The 23578-nt window shown below is 72.9% G+C and carries 18 protein-coding genes and 1 riboswitch; of the genes, 12 read left to right on the plus strand and 6 right to left on the minus strand.

Features of this window, described 5'->3' with window-relative positions; genetic code table 11:
- Window positions 1-11: 11 nt before the first annotated feature.
- The 4 genes from ACFOSY_RS01860 (at window position 12) to ACFOSY_RS01875 (ending at window position 6897) form a co-directional block, all read left to right on the plus strand.
- The gene (locus ACFOSY_RS01860) at window positions 12-1283 is read left to right on the plus strand and encodes a serine/threonine-protein kinase (RefSeq protein WP_394304944.1); all 1272 of its coding nucleotides are present in this window, start codon (window positions 12-14) and stop codon (window positions 1281-1283) included.
- A gap of 215 nt (window positions 1284-1498) precedes the next feature.
- Window positions 1499-3289 carry a serine/threonine-protein kinase gene (locus ACFOSY_RS01865; RefSeq protein ID WP_394304945.1) on the plus strand — a complete coding sequence of 597 codons (1791 nt, stop codon included), beginning with the start codon at window positions 1499-1501 and terminating at the stop codon, window positions 3287-3289.
- A gap of 128 nt (window positions 3290-3417) precedes the next feature.
- Window positions 3418-5031 (plus strand): succinic semialdehyde dehydrogenase, encoded by a 1614-nt coding sequence (locus tag ACFOSY_RS01870; protein ID WP_394304946.1) that lies wholly within the window; start codon window positions 3418-3420, stop codon window positions 5029-5031.
- 75 nt (window positions 5032-5106) lie between these two features.
- On the plus strand, window positions 5107-6897 hold the full coding sequence (locus tag ACFOSY_RS01875; protein WP_394304947.1) for a GMC oxidoreductase: 1791 nt from the start codon (window positions 5107-5109) through the stop codon (window positions 6895-6897).
- Between the two features lie 850 nt (window positions 6898-7747).
- On the opposite strand, the gene ACFOSY_RS01880 is transcribed toward ACFOSY_RS01875, so the two are convergent.
- Window positions 7748-8044 carry a chorismate mutase gene (locus tag ACFOSY_RS01880; protein ID WP_394304948.1) on the minus strand — a complete coding sequence of 99 codons (297 nt, stop codon included), beginning with the start codon at window positions 8042-8044 and terminating at the stop codon, window positions 7748-7750.
- A 346-nt stretch (window positions 8045-8390) separates the two neighbouring features.
- On the opposite strand from ACFOSY_RS01880, the gene guaA reads away from it, so the two are divergent.
- The gene (guaA, locus tag ACFOSY_RS01885; protein WP_394304949.1) at window positions 8391-9971 is read left to right on the plus strand and encodes a glutamine-hydrolyzing GMP synthase; all 1581 of its coding nucleotides are present in this window, start codon (window positions 8391-8393) and stop codon (window positions 9969-9971) included.
- 13 nt (window positions 9972-9984) lie between these two features.
- Here guaA and ACFOSY_RS01890 read toward each other — a convergent pair whose 3' ends face one another.
- Window positions 9985-10500, minus strand: a complete 516-nt coding sequence (locus ACFOSY_RS01890) for a pyridoxamine 5'-phosphate oxidase family protein (protein WP_394304950.1) — start codon at window positions 10498-10500, stop codon at window positions 9985-9987.
- Between the two features lie 156 nt (window positions 10501-10656).
- On the opposite strand from ACFOSY_RS01890, the gene ACFOSY_RS01895 reads away from it, so the two are divergent.
- From ACFOSY_RS01895 to ACFOSY_RS01905, 3 genes are all read left to right on the plus strand, one after another.
- Window positions 10657-11451, plus strand: coding sequence for a class II aldolase/adducin family protein (locus ACFOSY_RS01895; RefSeq protein ID WP_394304951.1), 795 nt, complete (start codon window positions 10657-10659; stop codon window positions 11449-11451).
- Between the two features lie 188 nt (window positions 11452-11639).
- Window positions 11640-12920 carry a hypothetical protein gene (locus ACFOSY_RS01900; protein WP_394304952.1) on the plus strand — a complete coding sequence of 427 codons (1281 nt, stop codon included), beginning with the start codon at window positions 11640-11642 and terminating at the stop codon, window positions 12918-12920.
- 220 nt (window positions 12921-13140) lie between these two features.
- Window positions 13141-13662: a DoxX family protein gene (locus ACFOSY_RS01905; RefSeq protein ID WP_394304953.1), complete on the plus strand. Its 522-nt coding sequence runs from the start codon at window positions 13141-13143 to the stop codon at window positions 13660-13662.
- Here ACFOSY_RS01905 and ACFOSY_RS01910 read toward each other — a convergent pair.
- Together ACFOSY_RS01910 and ACFOSY_RS01915 are read right to left on the minus strand one after the other, a co-directional pair.
- Window positions 13659-13910, minus strand: a complete 252-nt coding sequence (locus ACFOSY_RS01910; RefSeq protein ID WP_394304954.1) for a hypothetical protein — start codon at window positions 13908-13910, stop codon at window positions 13659-13661. The genes ACFOSY_RS01905 and ACFOSY_RS01910 overlap by 4 nt on opposite strands.
- On the minus strand, window positions 13897-15360 hold the full coding sequence (locus ACFOSY_RS01915) for a PspC domain-containing protein (protein WP_394304955.1): 1464 nt from the start codon (window positions 15358-15360) through the stop codon (window positions 13897-13899). The genes ACFOSY_RS01910 and ACFOSY_RS01915 overlap by 14 nt, the downstream gene beginning before the upstream one ends.
- A gap of 249 nt (window positions 15361-15609) precedes the next feature.
- Between ACFOSY_RS01915 and ACFOSY_RS01920 the strand changes: the two genes are divergently transcribed.
- Both ACFOSY_RS01920 and ACFOSY_RS01925 read left to right on the plus strand, forming a co-directional pair.
- Window positions 15610-16902 carry a PspC domain-containing protein gene (locus ACFOSY_RS01920; protein WP_394304956.1) on the plus strand — a complete coding sequence of 431 codons (1293 nt, stop codon included), beginning with the start codon at window positions 15610-15612 and terminating at the stop codon, window positions 16900-16902.
- On the plus strand, window positions 16899-17642 hold the full coding sequence (locus ACFOSY_RS01925; protein WP_394304957.1) for a LuxR C-terminal-related transcriptional regulator: 744 nt from the start codon (window positions 16899-16901) through the stop codon (window positions 17640-17642). Before ACFOSY_RS01920 ends, ACFOSY_RS01925 begins: the two co-directional genes overlap by 4 nt.
- Before the next feature lie 54 nt (window positions 17643-17696).
- Here the strand turns inward: ACFOSY_RS01925 and ACFOSY_RS01930 are convergent, their stop codons facing one another.
- Window positions 17697-18746: a C40 family peptidase gene (locus ACFOSY_RS01930; protein WP_394304958.1), complete on the minus strand. Its 1050-nt coding sequence runs from the start codon at window positions 18744-18746 to the stop codon at window positions 17697-17699.
- A gap of 364 nt (window positions 18747-19110) precedes the next feature.
- Here ACFOSY_RS01930 and ACFOSY_RS01935 point away from each other — a divergent pair, with 364 nt between their 5' ends.
- Window positions 19111-19464: a hypothetical protein gene (locus ACFOSY_RS01935; RefSeq protein ID WP_394304959.1), complete on the plus strand. Its 354-nt coding sequence runs from the start codon at window positions 19111-19113 to the stop codon at window positions 19462-19464.
- Window positions 19465-19481: 17 nt separating this feature from the next.
- Here the strand turns inward: ACFOSY_RS01935 and ACFOSY_RS01940 are convergent, their stop codons facing one another.
- On the minus strand, window positions 19482-20666 hold the full coding sequence (locus ACFOSY_RS01940; RefSeq protein ID WP_394304960.1) for a C40 family peptidase: 1185 nt from the start codon (window positions 20664-20666) through the stop codon (window positions 19482-19484).
- A 7-nt stretch (window positions 20667-20673) separates the two neighbouring features.
- A riboswitch (cyclic di-AMP (ydaO/yuaA leader) is annotated at window positions 20674-20847 on the minus strand.
- Window positions 20848-21089: 242 nt separating this feature from the next.
- On the opposite strand from ACFOSY_RS01940, the gene pcrA reads away from it, so the two are divergent.
- Window positions 21090-23570, plus strand: a complete 2481-nt coding sequence (gene pcrA, locus ACFOSY_RS01945; protein WP_394304961.1) for a DNA helicase PcrA — start codon at window positions 21090-21092, stop codon at window positions 23568-23570.
- The last annotated feature ends 8 nt before the right edge of the window (window positions 23571-23578 follow it).

Below are 23578 nucleotides of genomic sequence, written 5' to 3' on the forward strand. Positions count from 1 at the left end.
ATGATGGGCGCATGGTGACCGAGGGGGAGCCGGACTACGGGACCGACGGGGCCAACGCCCGCGTCGTGGCGGGACGTTACCGCTTGGAGGAACTGCTCGGACGCGGCGGCATGGGCGTGGTGTGGCGGGCCACGGACCAACTGCTCGGCCGGGGCGTCGCGGTGAAGGAACTGCCCTTCGACGACACGCTCACCCCGGCCGACGCCCGCCGGCAGCGGGAACGCACCCTGCGCGAGGCGCGCGCCCTGGCCCAGCTCAGCCACCCGAACATCATCGTCGTGCACGACGTCGTCGAGGACGACGAACGGCCGTACATCGTGCTGGAGTTGATTGACGGGCCGTCCCTCGCCGAGCGGATGGCCGCCGACGGGCCGGTGGACGCGGCGGAGGCCGCGCGGATCGGCGTCGACCTGCTGGGCGCGCTGCGCGCCGCGCACGCGGCCGGGGTGCTGCACCGGGACCTCAAGCCCGCCAACGTGCTGCTGGAGAACGGCACCGACCGGGTGCTGCTCACCGACTTCGGCATCGCCCAGATGCCCGGCTCGACCACGCTCACCGAGAGCGGTTCGTTCGTCGGCTCCCCCGAGTACACCGCCCCCGAGCGGATGTCGGGGGCGCGGACCGGGCCGGAGTCGGACCTGTGGTCGCTGGGCGCGCTGCTGTGCGCGGCGCTCAGCGGCGAGTCGCCGTTCCGCCGGGACTCGCTGAGCGGCGTGCTGCACGCGGTGGTGGTCGACGAGATCCGGCCGCCCGCGCAGGCCGGACCGATCCTGCCCGTGGTGCGCGGCCTGCTGGAGCGCGACCCGGACCGGCGGCTGGACGCCGACCGGGCCGAACGGATGCTGCGCGCCTTCCTCGCGACCGGCCGTACGCCCGAGACGGCCCCGCTCGAGATGCTCCCGGACCGCGAGCCGCCCCGCCGCCGGCACCCGGTGTGGCGGGAGGTGCCCGAGGCCGCCCCGCAGGACGCGCCGGGCGGCCGTCCCGTACGCCGTCAGCCCACGCGGGGCGCGCTGGTGGCGGCGCTGGTGATCGCCGCGCTGGCCGGGGCGGGCGTGACCGCGGGGGCGCTGCTGCTCCAGGACCGGAACGGCGAGGGGGGCGGCGGCACGCCGAGCACCACCGCGCCCGACACCTCCGTGACCGGGTCGACGCCCGGGCCCGTGCCGCCCGCCACCACCCCGCGGCGGACTCCGCCGACGCCCACGGGGGCCGGCGCGACGCCGTCGGGGAGCGGGACGCCGACGCCACCGGGGTCCTCGCCGTCCGCCTCGGCCGCGTAGCCGTACGAAGCACGGCGGCACGGCTGTACGAAGCACGGCGGCACAGCCGGATGAAGCACGGCGGCACAGCCGTGTGGAACACGGCGGCACAGCCGTATGAAACGCGGCCGCATAGCCGCATAAATACGGCATAAGTTCCGGCGTCGGTCACGGGTCTGTGACCGGTGGCGGCCCGCTGTGGAACGGCGGCGGTCCGGCACGATATGGATGGACCCATGAGCAGTGACGGGGGAGCCCACAACGGGGCGAACGAGCCGACCAGTTATGGTCTGCAACCGCCCAACCCGAACCCGCCGGCGGCCGTGCCGCACCCCGGCAACCCGTACGCGGCGCCGACCGTCTCGGTCCCGCCGCAGGGGGACGGCCACGCGCCCGCGCACGACCGGGCGGGGCAGTCCGCGCCGGACGGCGCGCGCGGACGGGAAGACGCGCCGGGGCCCGCCGGGCCGCGGCAGACCGCCTCCGACCCGGCGGGCGACAGGAGCGGCGCGCCCGGCGCGTCCGGTGCGCCCGCCGCCGACCCCGGCGCCGGACGGGTCATCGCCGGGCGCTACCGGCTGCTCGCCAAGCTCGGCCACGGGGGCATGGGCACCGTGTGGCGGGCCAAGGACGAGACGATGGACCGCGAGGTCGCCGTCAAGGAGCCGCGGGTCCCCGACCACCTTCCCGAACGTGAACGGGCCAACACCTTCGAGCGGATGCGCCGTGAGGCCCGCGCCGCCGCCCGGCTCGACCACCCCGCCGTGGTCAACGTCCACGACGTCGCCGTGGTGGAGGGCCGGCCGTGGATCGTGATGGAGCTCGTCCGGGGGCGTTCGCTCGGCGCGGTGCTCCAGGAGGAGGGCACGCTCTCCGCGCGCGAGGCCGCCCGCGTCGGTCTTGAGGTGCTGGGCGCGCTGGAGGCCGCGCACGCGGCGGGCGTCCTGCACCGGGACGTCAAGCCGGACAACGTGCTGCTGGGCCGTCACGACCGGGTCGTCCTCACCGACTTCGGCATCGCCCGGATCGAGGGCGACACCAATCTGACCGACACCGGCGGCTTCGTCGGCTCGCCCGAGTACATCGCCCCGGAGCGGGTGCTGGGCCAGCGCCCCGGTCCCGCCTCCGACCTGTGGTCGCTCGGCGTGGTGCTGTACGCGGCGACGGAGGGCGTGTCGCCGTTCCGGCGCAGCAACACGCCGGCCACCCTCCAGTCCGTCCTCAACGCCACACCGGCGCCGCCCGCCTCCGCGCGGGGCCCGCTGGCCGACGTCATCACCGCGCTGCTGCAGAAGGACCCGGCGCGCCGTCCCACCGCCCCCCAGGTCCGCGCCGCGCTGGAGGCCGCCGCGAACCCGCCCGCGCCACAGCCCACCCAGGTGGTCCGGTTCGCCGAGGGCGGCAAGGGCGTACGGATCGGCCGCAAGACGCTGATGGGGCTCGGCGCGGCGGTCGTCGCGGGAGCGCTGGCCGCGTACCTGCTGATCGCCGACCCGTTCGCGGGGCCGCTGCCGGACGGCTGGAAGCGGTACGACCTGGGGGACCGGGTGGGCGTCGCCGTCGCGGTGCCGGAGGGCTTCGTGAAGAACAAGCAGCCCGCGGACTCGGACGGGACCGTCGCCTCCTTCACCGACCCGAGCGGGCTGGTGAGCGTCGAGGTCAACCGCGACCTCAAGGCCGAGGACACCGACGGCGCGATCGAGGGCTCGGCCTCGGAGCGGGCGTTCGCCCACTGGGAGGAGCTCAGGGACGGCGAGTACAGCTGGGGCATCGCCGACACGCCCGCCCCGAAGGGCAAGCCGCGCGAGACCACCTACAAGGACCGCGAGGCGGCCACGAACACCATCGTCTACACGACGACCACCGATCCGGCGACGGTGCGCGAGGTGCGGGTCATGTACTACCGCAACAAGAGCGGCGACATGTACCGGCTGTGGATCGTGTACCCGGGCACGGGCCACTTCGCCGACGACGGCCGGGAGATCGCCCGCACCGTCATCGACTCCTGGGACATCCACAAGCTCTGAACCGAAGACGTGCGTCAACGCCCTGATCAGGGGCTTCGCTGCCAGCGTTCACTGGCGGCGTGTGAGCGGTCGGTGAATCTGTTACCGACGGGTACACAAAGTGTTCCGCCAGGCATACCCTGCGCCTCATGACGGACGCGCAGACCCGGGAAACGACCGGCACCAACCCCCTGGCCCCCGCCCCCCAGGGCGCACGCACCGCTGCCGACGTGGTCACGCCGGAACTGGTCGCCCAGCTCACCAAGGGCGTCACCGGCTCCGGCCGCACCGCGAGCCACACGCCCTTCACCGGCGCGAAGCTGGCCGACCTGCCCGAGTCGACGCCCGAGGACGTGGCGAAGGCGTTCGACGCGGCCCGCGCCGCCCAGGCCGTGTGGGCGCGGACACCGGTCCGGGAGCGCGCCGCCGTGCTGCTGCGCTTCCACGACCTGGTGCTCAGCCGCCAGGCCGAGGTGCTGGACCTGATCCAGCTGGAGACCGGCAAGGCCCGGCTGCACGCCCACGAGGAGGTCCAGGCGGTCGCCGTCGCCTCCCGCCACTACGGCCGCCGCGCCGCCGCCTATCTGCGGCCCAAGCGGCACACGGGCGCCGTGCCGGTGCTGACGAAGGTCTCCGAGCTGCGCCACCCGCGCGGCGTCGTCGGCCAGATCGCGCCCTGGAACTACCCGCTCGAACTGTCCGTCGGCGACGCCCTCCCGGCGTTCGTCGCGGGCAACGCCGTCGTGATGAAGCCCGACACGGAGACCTGCCTGACCGCGCTGTGGGCCCGCGACCTGCTGATCGAGGCCGGACTGCCCGCCGACGTGTTCCAGGTGGTGCTCGGCGAGGGGCCGGTCGTCGGCCCCGAGGTCGTCCGGCACGCCGACTACGTCTCCTTCACCGGCTCCACCCGCACCGGCCGCGAGGTCGCCCAGGGAGCCGCCGCCCGCCTGGTCGGCGTCTCCCTCGAACTCGGCGGCAAGAACGCCATGCTGGTGCTGGAGGACGCCGACCTCGACAAGGCCGCCGCCGGCGCCGTCCGCGCCTGCTTCTCCTCCGCCGGCCAGCTGTGCATCTCCATCGAGCGGCTCTTCGTCCACGAGTCGGTCGCCGACGCCTTCCTGGAGCGCTTCGCCGCCCGCACCAAGGCGCTGCGCCTGGGCGCCGCCCTCGCCTACGGCGCCGACATGGGCTCCCTGGTCGGGCAGCGCCAGCTGGACGCGGTGACCCGGCACGTCGAGGACGCCGTCGCCAAGGGCGCCAAGGTCCTCGCCGGCGGCACCGCCCGCCCGGACATCGGCCCCTACTTCTACGAGCCGACCATCCTCGACGGCGTCGAGGCCCCGATGAGCGTGTGCACGGAGGAGACCTTCGGCCCGGTCGTCTCCGTCTACCGCTTCTCCTCCGACGACGAGGCGGTCGAGCGTGCCAACGGGACGCCGTACGGGCTCAACTCGTCGGTGTGGACGAGGAACGCCCGCCGCGGCCGGGAGATCGCCGCCCGCCTGCGCACCGGCACGGTGAACGTCAACGAGGGCTACGCGCCCGCGTACGGCAGCGTGCAGTCCCCGATGGGCGGGATGAAGGACTCCGGTCTCGGCCGCCGGCACGGCTCGGAAGGGATCCTCAAGTACACCGAGGCCCAGACCGTCGCCCAGCAGCGGCTGCTGCCGATGGCGCCGTCGCTCGGCATGGACGACGAGAAGTACGCGGCCTTCATGAGCCGCAGTCTGCGCCTGATGAAGGCACTCCGGTTCAGGTGAGATGCGCGAAGGGGCGCGGGGAACTGCGCGACCAGCCACACACGACCCGCACGCGAACAAAAAGGGGAGCCCTCCGTGCCTGAAGATGCTTACGACTACGACGTCCTCGTCGTCGGCTCCGGCTTCGGCGGCTCCGTGACCGCCCTGCGCCTGACGGAGAAGGGATACACGGTCGGCGTCCTCGAAGCCGGCCGCCGCTGGACCCGCGAGGCGCTGCCGAAGAACTCCTGGGACCTGAAGAACTACCTCTGGGCGCCCAGGCTCGGCATGTACGGCATCCAGCGCATCCATCTGCTGGGCAACGTGATGGTGCTGGCCGGCGCGGGCGTCGGCGGCGGCTCGCTGAACTACGCCAACACCCTGTACGTGCCGCCCAAGCCGTTCTTCGAGGACCCCCAGTGGGGCGCCATCACCGACTGGCAGGAGGAGCTGGCGCCGTACTACGACCAGGCGCGGCGCATGCTGGGCGTGCGGCTCAACCCGACGATGACCCCCTCGGACGTGCATCTGAAGGCGGCCGCCGAGCGGATGGGCTGCGGCGACACGTTCCACTTGGCACCGGTCGGGGTGTTCTTCGGGGACGGCGAGGACGCCGACGGGAAGGTGCGGGCCACGCCTGGGCAGGAGGTGCCCGACCCGTACTTCGGCGGGGCGGGACCCTCGCGGCGGGCCTGCGCCGAGTGCGGCGAGTGCATGACGGGCTGCCGGCACGGCGCGAAGAACACCCTCAACGAGAACTACCTGTACCTCGCCGAGAAGGCGGGCGCGGTCGTGCACCCGATGACCACGGTCGTGTCGGTGACGGAGGACTCGCGCGGCGGGTTCGCCGTCGCCACCCTGCCGACCGACGACCGCCGCAAGGGCAAGGGCCGGATGTTCACCGCCCGCCGGGTCGTGCTGGCCGCCGGCACCTACGGGACGCAGACGCTGCTGCACCGGATGAAGGCGGGCGGTCAGCTGCCGTACCTCTCGGACCGGCTGGGCGAGCTGACCCGTACCAACTCCGAGGCGCTCGTCGGCGCGCAGACCGACGACCGCCGCTACCGCAAGGCCACCGGCGCGCCGAAGGCCGACTTCACCCAGGGCGTGGCCATCACGTCGTCGATCCACCCCGACGCGAACACCCACATCGAGCCCGTCCGCTACGGCAAGGGCTCCAACTCGATGGGCTCCCTGTCGATCCTCCAGGTGCCGTACGCGGGCGGGGGCTCCGGCGCCGCCCGGGTGCTCGGCTGGCTGGGCAACGCGGCCCGCCACCCCTGGCTGCTGCTGCGCTCGCTGTCCAACCGGCGCTGGTCGGAGCGGACCATCATCGGCCTGGTGATGCAGTCCCTGGACAACTCCCTGACCACGTACGTCAAGCCGTCCGGCATGGGCCGCGGGCTGCTCACCGCGCGGCAGGGACACGGCACCCCCAACCCCAAGCAGATCAAGGCCGCCACCGACGGGGCCTCCGCGCTGGCCGCCGAGATCAACGGCTTCGCCGGCTCCAACGTCGGCGAGCTGACGGGCATGCCGCTCACCGCCCACTTCCTCGGCGGCTGCGCGATCGGCGACTCCTCCGAGACCGGCGTGATCGACCCCTACCACCGGCTCTACGGACACCCCGGCATCACGGTCGTCGACGGTTCGGCGGTCTCCGCGAACCTCGGGGTGAACCCCTCGCTGACCATCACCGCGCAGGCGGAGCGGGCGATGTCGTTCTGGCCCAACAAGGGCGAGGAGGACCCGCGTCCGGCGCAGGGCGAGGCGTACCGGCGGCTGAACCCGGTGGAGCCGAAGTCCCCGGCCGTCCCGGCGGACGCCTTCGGCGCGCTGAAGCTGCCGTTCCTGGGGATGCCGGCGGTGCCGCCGAAGCGGAACTGAGACCGCCGGGGAAGACGGCCAGGGAAACGGCCAAGGAAAAAGGACCTGTGCCCCCCTCCGAGCTCAGGTCCTTCTTCCTTGTCCGTGTGGTCCGTGAGGATCTCAGTGAGTGTGATCAACAGGGCGTACGGATGGTTGTCCTGCCCCACAGGGGATATTTGTGTGATCTGGATCACATGTGAGCGGTGATCATGGCCGGCGTACGCTCGGCCGCCTACGACCGCCACCGGGAGAAAGCCCGCGACCCCGTGGCCGAGCGCGCGCATGGTGACCGAGCGGCTGCGGGCCATGGACGAGGCGCAGGCGCGAGCGGCCGCGGGCGGCAAGCGCCGCACGGGCAGGAAGCGGAAGGCGGTCGGCCCCGCCCCGCCGGAGGGGTGGCGTACGGGACGTCAAAGGCGAGATGTCCAACGACGACTGCCGGGACGGCGGCGGCGTCATCCGTCCGCAGTTCCTCGCCGACCGGCAGGGACGCCCCCGGGCCGACCGGCCCCGCCCGCGACCCGTACGACCACAGCGAGGACCTTCAGCCGGGCGACGGCGAGGCGGGCTGCGGAGTCGTGACCCGCACCTGAGACGTCCGGCGGATCCCCCGCCGGCCGGTCCCGGGCGTCCCCGGGACCGGCCGTTCTCTGGGGTGACCGGGCCGCTGTCCCCTGCCGTCCGGTCACGTCCCCGGAGCGAGGTCCCACGACGTGCGGCACGATCCGCACGTCTCATCGCCCCGGCGAGTCACACGTGGTACTGCTCGGATCCGCCCCTGGCCGACGCGGACACCGGGACCAACGAGGCGGTGCCGGTAGCGGTCACGCGCCGTACGGGTGAGACGCGTCCCGCACGCACCGTGGCGTCAGATCCTGCCCCGGCACAGCTCCAGCAGGGTCATGGCGAGCGCGGTGCCCGGCTTGCCCAGGGCGTCCCGGTACGTGGCGAGGATCTCCATCTCGCGGGAGAGGTTCACGCGCCGGCCGCCGGAGGCGATCCGTTCCCTCTGGATCACGGCGGACACCGCCATCCGTTCCTGCACCAGACCGATGATCCGGTCGTCGAGCGCGTCGATCCGCTCACGGGCGTCACTGATCAGCTCGGCGGCCTCGGCGGTGCGGGCGCCGGTCTTCTCGGTCGGCTCGGTGGTGGCGGCGGTCATGTCGGGGCTCCTCGGTGAGTGGCGGTCGGGCCCCGGAGCGACATGGTCCGGTGAAACGCCAGGCGCCCCGGACCTGTCGGCCCGGGGCGCCTGGGAAGTCGCTTGTCAGTTGCTCAAGCAGCACGACCATGGCAGCCGGCGGGCCGGGTGCCATAGGTAAAGAGGAAGGTCGGGTGCATGAGCATGGGGCCAGTATGCCCGGTCGGCCCGGTCCGTCCAACGCGGGGCCCGCATGCTGAGACGTGGCGCGGGACGCCGGGCGGCGAGCGGCCCGGGACGGACCTTGCCGCCGTCTCGGTAGAATCGGGAGGCACAAGACCCCCTCCCCACCGCCGGAAGGCACCTCGTGTCATCAGCGACTCCCGCTGCCAACGCGCCCGACACCGTCCTGGTCGTCGACTTCGGCGCGCAGTACGCCCAGCTCATCGCCCGTCGCGTCCGCGAGGCGCGGGTCTACAGCGAGATCGTGCCGAGCACCATGCCGGTCGCGGACATCCTCGCCAAGAACCCGGCGGCGATCATCCTCTCCGGCGGCCCCTCGTCCGTGTACGAGGAGGGCGCCCCCCGCCTCGACCGCGAGCTCTTCGAGGCCGGCGTCCCCGTCTTCGGCATGTGCTACGGCTTCCAGCTCATGGCCCAGACCCTGGGCGGCCAGGTGGACAACACCGGCGCCCGTGAGTACGGCCGCACCGACCTGCACGTCGCCAAGAACTCCTCCACCCTCTTCGAGGGCACCCCCGAGGAGCAGGCGGTCTGGATGTCGCACGGCGACGCCTGCTCCGCCGCCCCCGAGGGCTTCACCGTCACCGCGTCCACCGACGTCGTGCCGGTCGCCGCCTTCGAGAACGACGAGAAGAAGCTCTACGGCGTCCAGTACCACCCCGAGGTGATGCACTCCACGCACGGTCAGCAGGTGCTGGAGCACTTCCTGTACCGGGGCGCGGGCATCGAGCCGAACTGGACCACCGGCAACGTCATCGACGAGCAGGTGGCCGCCATCCGCGAGCTGGTCGGCGACAAGCGCGCCATCTGCGGCCTGTCCGGCGGCGTGGACTCCGCCGTCGCCGCGGCCCTCGTGCAGAAGGCCATCGGCTCGCAGCTGACCTGCGTCTACGTCGACCACGGCCTGATGCGCAAGGGCGAGACCGAGCAGGTCGAGAAGGACTTCGTCGCCGCGACCGGCGTCCAGCTCAAGGTCGTCGACGCCGAGGAGCGGTTCCTGAAGGCGCTGGCCGGGGTCTCCGACCCGGAGCAGAAGCGCAAGATCATCGGCCGTGAGTTCATCCGGGTCTTCGAGCAGGCCCAGGCCGAGATCATCGCCGACGAGGGCCCCGCGGTGGAGTTCCTGGTGCAGGGCACCCTCTACCCGGACGTCGTCGAGTCCGGCGGCGGCACCGGCACCGCCAACATCAAGTCCCACCACAACGTGGGCGGCCTGCCCGAGGACCTCGAGTTCCAGCTGATCGAGCCGCTGCGCCAGCTGTTCAAGGACGAGGTCCGGATGGTCGGCCAGGAGCTCGGCCTGCCCGAGGAGATCGTCCACCGCCAGCCCTTCCCCGGCCCCGGCCTCGGCATCCGCATCGTCGGCGAGGTCACCAAGGAGCGGCTCGACCTGCTCCGCGAGGCCGACGCGATCGCCCGCGAGGAGCTGACCGCGGCCGGCCTCGACCGGGACATCTGGCAGTGCCCCGTGGTGCTGCTCGCCGACGTCCGCTCGGTCGGCGTCCAGGGCGACGGCCGCACCTACGGTCACCCGATCGTGCTGCGCCCGGTCTCCAGCGAGGACGCCATGACCGCCGACTGGTCCCGGCTGCCGTACGACGTCCTCGCGAAGATCTCCACCCGGATCACCAACGAGGTGCGCGACGTCAACCGGGTCGTGCTCGACGTCACGTCCAAGCCGCCGGGCACCATCGAGTGGGAGTGACCCTTCCGGGTCCTCAGGTCCGCTTGAGGGTGCGCACCGGCTCTCCGGGCTTCCAGACCTGGACGACGAGATACTTCTCGTCCTCCACGTAGGTCCTCACGACCTCCGTCAGCTCGGTGCGGAAGAGGTGGAACGGCTCCGGCGGTTCCACCTCTTCGGCGTACCGGCGCCGGGTCTCCGTGTCGTCGTCGGCGATCTCGACCGCCCGTCCGGCGATCCGCACGTCGCCGCCGCCCATGCCCGTGCCGTCGCCCGGGTTGGCCTGGAGCGAGAAGCGCGGATCACGGCGCAGGTCCAGCGCCTTCATCGACCGCGGCATCATCCCGAACCACAGCTCGCCGTTCAGGAAGCGCACCTCCAGGCCCGTCGTGCGGGGCGAGCCGTCCTTGCGGAGGGTCGCGAGGACGTGGTGCGTGAAGGCGGCGAAGCGCTCCTCGACGGTCCGCGCGAACTCCGGCTCGGCCGCGGCGAAGGCCCCCCAGTCCACGGCGGCGTTCGCCGGGGTGTCTGTGTCCGTGTACGTGCTCATGGTGCGAGTGTGACGCGGATACCCGACATCTTCCGTCGGGTATCCGGGCGACCGCCCCGGGTATCCGGGAGGGGTCCGGTGTTACGGAACAGAGCTGTCGTACGGCGCGCCCCACGGGTAACTTCCGCCCCGTACGCGACCCCCGCGGGAGGACTCATGCACGGGCCCACTCCGCCCCCGCCGGTGCCCACCGACAAGCTTCGGTTCGCCATGCCGCCCATGCACGAGTCCCTCGAGGACGAGCGCAGGCACCGCAAGGAGCGGCTGGCGGGCGCGCTGCGCCTGTTCGGACGGCTCGGCTACGAGGACGGCGTCTCCGGGCACATCACCGCACGCGACCCCGAGTACAGCGACTGCTTCTGGGTGAACCCGTTCGGCATACCGTTCCGGCACGTCACCGTCAGCGATCTGGTGCTCGCCAACCAGGACGGCCAGGTCGTCGAGGGCGGACACCACGTCAACCAGGCCGCCTTCGCCGTCCACGCCCAGGTGCACGCCGCCCGGCCCGACGTCGTCGCCGTCGCCCACTGCCACTCGGTGCACGGCCGCGCCCTCGCCGCCCTCGGCGAGCTGCTCGACCCGATCACCCAGGAGAGCTGCGCCTTCTACGAGGACCACGCCCTCTACGACGCCTACACCTCCGTCACCGTAGACCCCCAGGAGGGCCGCCGCATCGCCGCCGCCCTCGGCACCCGCAAGGCGCTGGTGCTGCGCAACCACGGGCTGCTGACCGTGGGCGACTCGGTGGACGCGGCGGCCTGGTGGTTCATGACCATGGAACGCTCCTGCCAGGTGCAGCTCACCGCGCGGGCCGCCGGCCGTCCCGTGCTGATCGACCACCGCCAGGCGGTGGCCACGCGGGAGCAGCTGGGCGGGGACCTCGTGGCGTGGATCAACTTCCAGCCGATGTGGCGGGAGATCACGCGGAGCGAGCCGGATCTCCTGGACTGAGCCGCCTCCCGTGGGGGCGCGTCAACACGGCGCCTCGGGATTCATCCGTGGCGACCGGGCCCGGCGGACGTGACGGGCGTGGCGTAGGGCACAATTCGCTTCCGATGCGGGGGAGTTGTCCGGTGGCCGTCGACGGCGGTCAGTGTGTGTCGAGATGTGTCGGGTAGTTGGGGAAGGCGGCTTCGGGCGTGGCGGTGCAGGAGGCGAGACAGGGCGGAGCGGACCCTGCTGCCCACGAGGGCGGCTGCACCTGCGGGGACTGTCCGCACGGGGCGCGTGAGGGGCATCGGCGCGCGGTCGCCGCGTTCCTGGTGAAGCGGGACGAGTACGCCACCGGCCAGGGTCTTCCTGCCGCGGTGGCCCACTCCGCCTCCGCCTCCCGGCAATGGGTCTCCGAGGAACTCGCCCAGGCCGCCGAGGCGGTGGCCGAACGCGGCCGGGCCGAGGGCGCCGCCTGGCTGGCCCGCCTGTGGCGGCGGACGGCGGTGGTCGTCTGGGCCGGGGTCGTCGTGCTGCTGCTGGTGCAGGCGCTCACCGCGATCGGCGCGGGCTGGACCTCCGCGCGCACCGCGGGACTGCTGTCGGCGGTGCTGGTGGCGGGGGCGCTCACCGCGGCGTCCTGGTTCCACCGGGCGCGGGGCGGCGCGCTCGCCCCGGTCGTCGGCGAGGACAACCGGCTCTCCACGTCACGCGCGGTGGCCGGCTCCTGGGTGCTGTTCCTGGCGTTCGCGGTGCTCGTGCTGGTGGGGCGGCTGGCGGCCGCCTCCGGTCACCGGGAGCGGGACGCGCTGATCGACGGCCTGGAACTCGCCCGCGGCGCCGGCGTGGTGACCGTGCTCGCCGTGGTCTGCGGGATCGCCGTGCTGGTGCGCCGCGTGGTCGGGCTGCGGGTGCAGGGTCAGCGGCTCCAGAAGGTGCGCGCCCACCGGCCCAGGGCGGCCGACCTGCTCACCGACGACTCCGGACGCGGCAGCTTCGCCGACATCCAGTACGTCGTCATCAACGGCGTCGCCCTCGCCTTCGCCGCCGTACGGCTGGCCCGCCGCCCTGACCAGCTGCCGGACCTGCCGTGGGGACTGGCCGTGGTGGTGCTGGTGTCGGCGGGAACCTATCTCGCCGGCAAGTACGCCGAGGGCGGGCGCCCGGTGATCCTCTCCGTGGTGCGGGCCCGGGAGGCCGGCGACCTGGACGCGCCGATCCGGACCGGCGACGACATCGAGATCCGCGGCACCGGATTCGTGCCGGCCGGTGCGCAGGGCGCGGACCGGCTCGCGCGCATGGTGGTGCGGGTCGGCGCGGTGAACGTCCATGTGCCGCTGGTGCCGGTGGTCGGCGGCTTCGACAACCCCACCGACGACCTGCTGACCGTGCCGGTGCCGGCCGAGGTGGAACCCGGCCGGGTCGACGTCCAGGTGGTCACCGCGGCCGGCGTGGAGACCAACCGCTACACCATCGACGTCACGGAGTGACGGGCTGACCGGCTGACGGGACAACGGGGTACCGGGCCTGACGGGTCGGCGGCGGGCGGGGGAGAGCCGCGCAGGCGGCTTCTCCGCGGAGCAGACGGCCCCTTTCCTGGCCGCCCGCTGTCGCTTCGCTGAGAAAACGCTGTCGACCGGGTTCAACCGGCGCCGATTGCCGTACGTTCGGTCTGTCCAGGTGGGCCAGGAGTCGAGAGGCAGCGGCGACATGACGCACGGCATGCGCGCAGACAGTTACACCCCCCGTCCCGACGGCGACGGCGGGCTGCGGGACACCGCCGCCCGCTACGCCCTGCTGCCGCTGCGGATCTTCCTCGGCGTCACCTTCGTCTACGCCGGCCTCGACAAGCTCACCGACAGCGCCTTCCTCAAGGACTCCGGAGCCGGGTCGATCGGCGACATGATGCGCGCCGTCCGCGACTCCTCCGCCATCCCCGCGCTGGTCGACATGGCGCTGGAGAGCCCCGTCGGCTTCGGCTACGCCATCGCCTTCGGCGAGCTGGCCGTCGGCATCGGCACCCTGCTCGGGCTGCTCACCCGGATCGCCGCCCTCGGCGGGGCGCTGATCTCGCTCAGCCTGTGGCTGACCGTGAGCTGGGCCGCCGAGCCGTACTACTACGGCAACGACCTGCCGTACCTCATGGCCTGGACCCCGCTGATCCTGGCCGGAGCCCCGCTGCTGTCCGTGGACGCGGCCCTCCGCGCACGGCGCCGGCGCGGAGCCTTCTAGCCTCCCCTCGTCCGCGCGTGGTCCGCCGGGTCCGTTCCTTCCGTGGCCGGGCGGCCGCGGCGGCGGCGCACCTGTCCGGTCACCACACCCACCGCGCCGGCCAGACAGAGGCCGCCCACGACGAGCGGGATCACCACGAACCACGGTGTCTCCCACACTCCTCCCGCGTCCCCGCCGTAGATCACCGCGGCCGTGACGAGGGCGGTGCCGGCGACCAGCCGGCCGGGCCGGAACTCATGACGCAGCACGGCTCACCTCCGCCTGCCCCGCGCCGACCCTGAGGTCGAGCCGCAGCGTGCCCGCCTTCCCCGCGCCGGCGGGCGGCTCCAGGGTCACCTCCTCGTACTTGCCCGGCGCCACGTCCACGTCCTTCCGTCCGTCGCCCGGCACCTGGATGTCACCGAGCCCCACCTCGACGTGCAGCCGCACGGTCACGTCCCGCGGGACGATCACATGGATACGGCCCAGGCCCACCTCGACGTGGGTGGAGACCGTGTCGCCCTCGGGGACACGGACCGCCGACAGGTCCAGCTCGCCTTCGCCGGCCCCCAGGTCGTACACCGGGCGTATCTGCCCGACCGAGGCGGGCTGCCAGCCCGTGCGGGTCCAGTCGGTGCCGATGTCCTTCGGCATGGCGGTCGACCCGGCGAGCAGGCCCGCCGTGAGGACCGCGAGGACGATCGACCCGGCTCCCGTGCGGCCCAGGAAGGCGCTGACGGCGATCCCGAGGCCGATGACGCCGAGGGCGCACGCCAGACCTGTCTGGAGGCTGGTGCCGAGGGGCTGCGTCTCCCAGGTGAGGCCCGTGCCCAGGCCGGCCGCGAGCAGCGCGAACAGGAAGACCCAGCCGCCGATCCCGCGCGGCCCCCGCGGCTTCGGCGGGCGCGCCGGCGGCGGGCGCCACACGTCCTTCGCCCCGCCGGTCCCGGAGCGGACCCCGACGCCGACCGCGGTGGCGATGTCCAGGTCGCGGGCGTCCTCGGGGCCCCACAGATAGCCCGTGCCCCCGACGTAGGTGCCGTCCTTCACGATGGGCTCGCGCCACCACGAGGGGTACGCGGCCGGGACCGGCGGGGCCTGCGGCTCCGGCGGGGCGTCGGCGGCGGCCTGCGCGGCTATCGGGTCCGGGCTCGGCGTGCCGCGCCGCCGCGACCAGTAGGCGGCGCCCGCGAGCAGCAGGGACAGTATGACGGCGAAGCTCAGCACCCCGTCGTTGCTCAGCATGGACAGGAAGACGCCGCAGCCGACCAGCGCGAACAGCACCGCGGCCAGCGTGTGGCCGTCGACCCGGCCGGTGAGCAGCCGGCGGACCTGGTTCTCCTCCTCGTCGTCGTAGGGGACGAACAGCCAGGCGAAGCCGTAGAAGATGAGGCCGATGCCGCCGGTCGCGGACAGCACGGCGAGCGTGATCCGGAAGATCACCGGGTCCATGTCGTACTGCCGGGCGAGCCCGGAGCAGACCCCGCCGAACATCTGGTGCCGCCGGTCCCGCCGGAAGTGCCGTCCGGGGTCGACAGGCCCCGCCCCGCCCGCGGTCGCGTCCGGTGCGCCGGCCGTTGGGCCGGCCGTCCCCTCCTTCCCCGCGCCCGTACGCCCGCCCGCACGCGAGGGGTTCGCGGCGGGCGCGCCGGGACCGGACCCGGGACGCGGGCCCGAGCCCGGTCCCGGATCCGACGCGGCATGCTGGTGATCCGTCATGGGTCCATGGTGACGGGCGAGCCGCCCCGACGGCAGTCGGAACGACCCTGGCCGGACCCTGATATCCGCCCCTGAGGCAGGCCTCGGGGCCGAGGGCCGAGGGTCGGGGGCCGAGGGGCTGGGGCGTGGGGGGCGCGCCTTGGCCGGACACCGCGACCCGGAGCCGGCCGGGCCCGCCTTCCGAGATCAGGGGAGTCTCCGGGGCGGACCCTGATGCCCGGGGTTGCGTGGCGTGTGACCATCGTTGGCATGCCGGAAGCCGCAGCAGCGCCCCTTGTCGAGCCGCGGCCGCCGCGCAAGCTCTACCGCAGCAGTGACGGACGCTGGCTGGGTGGGGTGGCGCGGGGGCTCGCCGGGCATCTCGGCCTGCCCGTGATCTGGGTGCGCCTCGCGTTCGTCGCCCTGTTCATGGCCGACGGTCTCGGGGCCCTGCTGTACGCCGCGTTCTGGTTCTTCGTGCCGCTCGGGGTGGGCGGCGTCGACGCGCAGAAGCCGCCCTCGCCCGTCAGCACCGAGACCACCCCGGACGGCCGCCGCAGACTCGTCACGCGCAAGCCGGACAAGGGCCAGATCGTCGCCCTGCTCCTCATGGTCGTGGTGGCCATGATCTTCGTCGGCAGCGTGGACCTCACCAACGGCGCCCGGGCCTACCTGTGGCCGACCGTCCTGGTCGGCGCGGGCGTGGCCCTGGTGTGGCGGCAGGCGGACAACGCGCGCCGCGCCCGCTGGATGGAGGTCGGCCGCCGCCGGCGCACGGTCACGCTGCTGCGGGCGGTGGCGGGGGTGCTGCTGGTGACGGCGGGCGCCTCCGGCATCTTCGTCCTGCGCGGCTCCGGCAGCCACCTCGGCGCGGTGCTCCAGGCCGCCCTCGCGGTCCTGGTCGGCATCACCCTGCTCGCCGGCCCCTACCTCGTGCGCATGACCCAGGACCTCTCCGAGGAGCGCCTGATGCGCATCCGCGCCCAGGAGCGGGCCGAGGTCGCCGCCCATGTCCACGACTCCGTGCTGCACACGCTCACGCTGATCCAGCGCAACGCGGACAGCCCCGGCGAGGTGCGCCGCCTGGCCCGGGCCCAGGAGCGCGACCTGCGCGCCTGGCTCTACAAACCGGAGGGGAACGGCAAGGACGAGGACGAGGAGCCCGCCACCCTCGCCGAGGCCGTGAAGCGCAACGCCGCCGAGGTCGAGGACAAGCACGGCGTCCCCCTGGAGGTCGTCGTCGTGGGCGACTGCCCCCTGGACGAGAGGATCGGCGCGCAGATGCAGGCCGCGAGGGAAGCGATGGTCAACGCCGCCAAGTACGGTGGCGAGGGAGGCGCGGTCCAGGTCTACGCGGAGGTCGAGGGGAGGACGGTGTTCGTGTCCGTCCGGGACCGCGGTCCCGGGTTCGACCTCGACTCGATACCCGCCGACCGCATGGGCGTCAGAGAATCGATCATCGGCCGCATGGAACGCAACGGCGGCACGGCGCGGCTGCGCGCGGTGCCGGACGGCGGCACGGAGGTCGAGCTGGAGATGGAGAGGGCGGAGAAGACGTCATGAGCGAGCCGACCGAGGCGAACGCAGCGGCACAAGCGGCACCGGGGGACGGGCCCGCGGAGCCGGCCGGCGGCACCGGGCGGCGCCATGTGCGCGTGGTCCTCGTCGACGACCACCGCATGTTCCGCACAGGTGTCCAGGCGGAGATCGGGCAGACCGAGCAGACGGGCGTCGAGGTGGTCGGTGAGGCCGCCGACGTCGACCAGGCGGTCACGGTCATCACCGCGACCCGCCCCGAGGTGGTGCTGCTCGACGTGCACCTGCCCGGGGGCGGCGGCGTGGAGGTCCTGCGGCGCTGCGCCTCGTTGACGGGGGACGCGGAGCGGCCGGTGCGGTTCCTCGCGCTGTCCGTGTCGGACGCGGCGGAGGACGTCATCGGCGTCATCCGGGGCGGCGCGCGCGGCTACGTCACCAAGACGATCACGGGTGCCGACCTGATCGACTCGATCTTCCGGGTGCAGGAGGGCGACGCGGTGTTCTCGCCGCGGCTGGCCGGGTTCGTGCTGGACGCCTTCGCGTCGACCGACGCCCCGCCGGTGGACGAGGACCTCGACCGTCTCACCCAGCGCGAGCGGGAGGTACTGCGGCTGATCGCCCGCGGCTACGCGTACAAGGAGATCGCCAAGCAGCTGTTCATCTCGGTGAAGACGGTGGAGTCGCACGTCTCCGCGGTGCTGCGCAAGCTCCAGCTGTCCAACCGCCACGAGCTGACCCGCTGGGCGACGGCCCGCCGCCTGGTCTGAGCCGTCCGGGGCCCGCCTGGGCCACGGCGGGTCCGGTCGCGGTCGCCGGCCCGGTCACACCACGCGTGTCGCCCCCGCGAACGGCATCTGGTCGACGGGCGCCACGCGGACCGGGGCCGACGGGTTGGGGGCGTGGATCATCTGCCCGTTGCCGATGTAGAGGCCGACGTGGCTGATGCCGGAATAGAAGAAGACGAGGTCGCCGGGGAGGAGTTCCGACCGCGAGACGCGGCGGCCCGCGCCGATCTGCGCGTAGGTCGTGCGCGGCAGGGAGACGCCGGCGGAGCGGTACGCGGCCAGGACGAGGCCGGAGCAGTCGAAGGCGTCCGGGCCGGTCGCGCCCCAGACGTAGGGGCTGCCGAGCTTCCGGTGGGCGTAGGCGACGGCCTGCGCGGCGCGCGCGTTAGGCGCCTGCGACGGGGCGGCGGCGTCCCGCACCGCACCGGCGGCCGAGCGGGCGGCGCGGTCGGAGCCGCCGGTGATCCGGGCGCGTTCCTCCGGTGACATCCGGGACAGCTCCAGGCGCGCGGCGGACAGCTTCTCGGTGATCGTCTTCTTGTGCCGCTTCAGTTCGGCCCGGCGGGCGGTGAGCGTCTTCGCCTCGACGCGGGCCGCGCCGCGCAGCTTCTCGATCTCCCGGAGGCGGGCGCGGGCCCGGCCCAGTTCGGCGTGGTGGCGGCTGCCGGCGCGCTCGGTGAGGGCCGCGCCGTCGAGGTAGGCGTCCGGGTCGTCGGACAGGATCAGCCGCAGGGCGGGGTCGAGGCCGCCGGCGCGGTACTGGGCCGCCGCGACCGTGCCCAGGGCCTCCCGGGCCTCGTTGAGCCGCGCCTGGGCGCGGGCCGTCTCGTCCTGGAGGTCGCGCAGCCGCTGCCGCGCCGAATCCGCCTTTTCCTTGGCGCCGTTGTACTTCTCGGTGGCGACCTCGGCCTCGCGGTACAGGCGGTCCACGTCGGCACCGGTGAGGGCGGGCGCCGGCTGCGGCGCCGCGTGCCCCGCTCCGTCGAAGCCGGCCGCGGTGGCCGCTCCGGCGAGGACGACGGTGGCGGCCGCACGGACCGTGGTGCCGCCCGTCGGACGCTGCCGTGACCTGCGGTGCGCTGCCACCCTCGCTGCCGTCCTTCCCACTGGCGTCCGCCGGGGCCGGACGTCTGCCCGGCAGTCCGGCGGCGGGGTGACGGGGGAGCCGCCCGCCGCCGGACCCTTTCTTCGGCGGTGGTGTCCGGCCGCCGCTCCTGGCCCGAGCGGCGATGCGGAGCCGGTCACCTGGGGCAGGACGCTAGGCCGGGCCGTGCGGGGCGGGATACGGGTTGTGCGGAACTGTCGCCCTCGGACCGCCGGGTGACCGTAAGTGACCGACGGGCCGCTCACGCGGCTTCGCTCTCACTCAGGGTGATGACCGATGTGGTGAAGGCGGGAAGGGTGAGGGCGGCGGAATGCTATGGGGCGCCCCTGGCTAGGCTCCGGCCTCATGGACGTACTCATCCACATCTTCGTCGGTCTGCACATCATCGGTATCGCGTCGCTGCTCGGCGGCTTCCTCACCCAGATGAAGGCGATGGGCGCGGGCACCGCCCGCTTCGTCCCCGCGATGCTGCACGGCGCGCTGACGATGCTGGTCACGGGCGTGGTGCTGGTGGGCCTCAACCAGGCCCAGGACTACTCCGTGGACAACATCAAGATCGGCGTGAAGCTCGCGCTGCTGGTCGTGATCCTCGGCCTGGTCTACGTGAAGCGGGACGAGGAGAAGGTGGACAAGGGGCTCTTCGGCCTGGTCGGCCTGCTGACCGTGACGAACATCTTCATCGCGGTCCTCTGGACCTGAGCCCGCGTTGCCGGCCGTCAGGCCGGGCGGACGATGCTGTGGATCGCGGACTCGCCGTCGTAGTAGACGGACTCCTCGCGGACGTACGCGCCCGGCTTCGGGGCGTGGATCATCATGCCGTTGCCGATGTAGATGCCCACGTGCGTGACGTCGTCGTAGAAGAAGACCAGGTCGCCGGGCTGGGCCTGGGACACCGGGACGGTGGTGCCCGCGTTCACCTGGTCGTAGGTGGTGCGCGGGAGGGAGACGCCGGCGGCCTTCCAGGCGGCCTGGGTGAGCCCCGAGCAGTCGTAGGAGCCGGGACCGGTCGCGCCCCAGACGTACGGCTTGCCGATCTGCGCGCGGGCGAAGGCGAGGACCTTCTCGGCCTTGGCGGCGTACGAGGAGTCGGCCGGGGGCGTGTCGGCCGAGCCCGTGGACCCCGACCCGGAGCCCTCCGAGGAGCCGCCACCCTGCTGCGCGGCCTCCTCACGCTCCTGCTGCTCCGCCTGCTCCTGCTCGGCCTGCTGCCGGGCCAGCTCCGCCGCCTTGCGGGCGGCCTCCTGCTGCTTGCGCTTCTCGATCGCGGCGAGCCGCGCCTTCTCCTCGGCGGTCAGCTCCGACAGCAGTTCGCGCGCGTCGGCGAGCTTCTTCTGGACGGTGGCCTTGGCCGTCTTCAGGTCGCCCTGCGTCTCGGTGAGCGTCCGGAGGCTCTCGGTGGCCTCCTGCCGCTTCTTCATCGTCTCGGTCTGCTGGGAGACGTAGTCGTCCACCGCCGCCTTCTGGCGGCCGGTCATCCGGTCCAGCACCTGACGCTGGTCGAAGACGTCCTGCGGGGTCTCCGCGAGCAGGAACGTCGCGGTGTCGGGCATGCCCGCGCCGGTGCGGTACTGGGCGGCCGCGTAGGAGCCCAGTTCCGCGCGCGCCTCGTTCAGCTTCTGCGTGCGCTGCGCCACGTCGTCGAGGAGGGTGTCGACCTCCTTGCGCTGCTTGGTCGTCTTCTCCTTGGCCGCGTTGTACTTCTCCGTCGCCGACTCGGCCTGGCGGTAGAGGTCGCCGACCTTCTTCTCGACCTCCTCCAGGCTCGGCCGGTCGTCGCCGGGGGCGGCGTCGGCGGTCTGGGAGAGCAGGGCCACGGAGGTGAGCGCGGCCGTGGCGAGAGCAGGGGTGCGTATGCCGGCCACGCGCGCGCCGGGAGTGCGCGACTTACGGTGCGACGCCAAGGGAGGCGACTCCTTCCAAAGCTCCGCCTACCGGGTTAGCTGTCGGGTTCGGGCGGGTGTATTGATCGGAAGGGTTGCCCTACGGCCTGCTCCGAAGAGTGGGCCGATTCACCCCAAGTCTCGGTGGGTCCCCGGCTCCGGCTGCCACGGCGGACAGTGACGGACTCGGCGGAGGCCGCGCGGTCCGGCGAGGTTCGCCGGCGGGGGACGAGCGGCCCGGACGGCACGGTAGCCAACTGGTGTGGCCCTTGTGAAGGTTGATGGGCGATATGCCCGATACATTTTCGTGACCTTGTGGGCGGTGTCACGCAGGGTGAGCCGGTGACCGTGGAGGGTGCCCGGCGGCGGGTCGCCCGGCGGAGGGGCGGGATGTTTCCGGGGCGGGCCCGGGTTGTCGGTGGAGCGCCCTAGACTCGGAGAGCGATGAGCAGCCTCTTTGACGACAGCTTCCTGGCGGACCTCCAGGCCCAGCGCGGCCCGGCGGACGAGCCCCCGCCGCCACCCGAGGACGAGCATGCGCCGGAGCCCCTGCCGGACGACCTGTTCGGCGGGAAGTTCGACGTGCCCCCGGACCGGGACACGTACTACCGGGACGGCGCCCCCCGCCCGGTGATCGACTCCGCCGCGCTGCTGGAGGGGCTGAACGACAACCAGCGCGCCGCGGTCGTGCACTCCGGCTCCCCCCTGCTCATCGTGGCCGGAGCCGGGTCGGGCAAGACCCGTGTGCTCACCCACCGCATCGCCCACCTGCTCGCCGAGCGGGGCGTCCACCCGGGCCAGATCCTCGCGATCACCTTCACCAACAAGGCCGCCGGCGAGATGAAGGAGCGCGTCGAGCAGCTCGTCGGCCCGCGCGCCAACGCCATGTGGGTCATGACGTTCCACAGCGCGTGCGTGCGCATCCTGCGCCGCGAGTCCAAGAAGCTCGGCTTCACGTCGTCCTTCTCGATCTACGACGCCGCCGACTCCAAACGCCTGATGGCCCTGGTCTGCCGGGACCTGGACCTCGACCCCAAGCGCTTCCCGCCCAAGTCCTTCAGCGCCAAGATCAGCAACCTGAAGAACGAGCTGATCGACGAGGAGGACTTCGCCGCCCAGGCGACCGACGGCTTCGAGAAGACCCTCGCCCAGGCCTACGCGCTCTACCAGTCCCGCCTGCGCGAGGCGAACGCGCTGGACTTCGACGACCTGATCATGACGACGGTCAATCTGCTCCGCGCCTTCCCGGACGTCGCCGAGCACTACCGCCGCCGCTTCCGGCACGTCCTGGTCGACGAGTACCAGGACACCAACCACGCCCAGTACGCCCTGGTGCGCGAGCTCGTCGGGGGCGCCTCCGAGCACCCCGTCGACGTCCCGCCGGAGGCCGAGGTGCCGCCCGCCGAGCTGTGCGTGGTGGGCGACGCCGACCAGTCCATCTACGCCTTCCGCGGCGCGACGATCCGCAACATCCTCCAGTTCGAGGAGGACTACCCGGACGCGACGACGATCCTGCTGGAGCAGAACTACCGCTCCACGCAGACGATCCTGTCCGCCGCCAACGCCGTCATCGAGCGCAACGAGTCCCGCCGCCCGAAGAATCTGTGGACCAACGCCGGCGCCGGCGCGCTCATCACCGGCTACGTCGCCGACACCGAGCACGACGAGGCGCAGTTCGTCGCCGACGAGATAGACCGCCTCACGGACGCGGGCGAGGCCAAGGCGGGCGACGTCGCCGTCTTCTACCGCACCAACGCCCAGTCCCGTGTCTTCGAGGAGATCTTCATCCGCGTCGGCCTGCCCTACAAGGTCGTCGGCGGCGTCCGCTTCTACGAGCGCAAGGAGGTCCGGGACGTCCTGGCCTACCTGCGGGTGCTGGCCAACCCTGAGGACTCGGTGCCGCTGCGCCGCATCCTCAACGTCCCCAAGCGCGGCATCGGCGACCGCGCCGAGGCCATGATCGACGCGCTCGCCCAGCGGGAGAAGATCAGCTTCCCGCAGGCGCTGCGCCGCGTCGACGAGGCGTACGGCATGGCCGCCCGGTCGGCGAACGCGGTCAAGCGGTTCAACACGCTGATGGAGGACCTCCGTACGGTCGTCGAGTCGGGAGCGGGACCGGCGACGGTCCTCGAGGCGATCCTCGAACGCACCGGCTATCTGGCCGAGTTGCAGGCCTCCACCGACCCGCAGGACGAGACCCGCATCGAGAACCTCCAGGAACTCGCGGCCGTCGCCCTGGAGTTCGAGCAGGAGCGCGGCGAGGGCGAGACCGGCACGCTGGCCGACTTCCTCGAGCAGGTCGCCCTGGTCGCCGACTCCGACCAGATCCCCGACGAGGAGGACGGCGACGGCGTCATCACGCTGATGACCCTGCACACCGCCAAGGGACTGGAGTTCCCGGTCGTCTTCCTCACCGGCATGGAGGACGGCGTCTTCCCGCACATGCGCGCCCTCGGCCAGACGAAGGAGCTGGAGGAGGAGCGCCGCCTCGCCTACGTCGGCATCACGCGCGCCCGGGAGCGGCTCTACCTCACCCGGTCGACGATGCGCAGCGCCTGGGGCCAGCCGTCGTACAACCCGCCCTCGCGGTTCCTGGAGGAGATCCCGGCCGCGCACCTGGAGTGGAAGCGGACCGGGGCGAGCGGGCCGCTGGCCTCCGGTCCGGCGTCCGGGGTGGCGGCGTCGCTGTCGTCGTCCCGCTCCCGGTCGTCCGCGTCGGGCGCGTCCGGCTTCGCCACCCGGCGCACCTCGGAGAAGCCCGTGGTGTCGCTGGCGGTCGGCGACCGGGTCACGCACGACCAGTTCGGCCTGGGCACGGTCGTCGCGATGAAGGGCACGGGGGGAAACGCCGAGGCGACGATCGACTTCGGCGACGACAAGCCCAAGCGCCTGCTGCTGCGGTACGCGCCGGTGGAGAAGCTCTAGCCCTCGTC

It is taken from the genome of Streptomyces lusitanus, from assembly GCF_042647945.1.
In the GTDB taxonomy this organism is placed as follows: domain Bacteria; phylum Actinomycetota; class Actinomycetes; order Streptomycetales; family Streptomycetaceae; genus Streptomyces; species Streptomyces pseudogriseolus.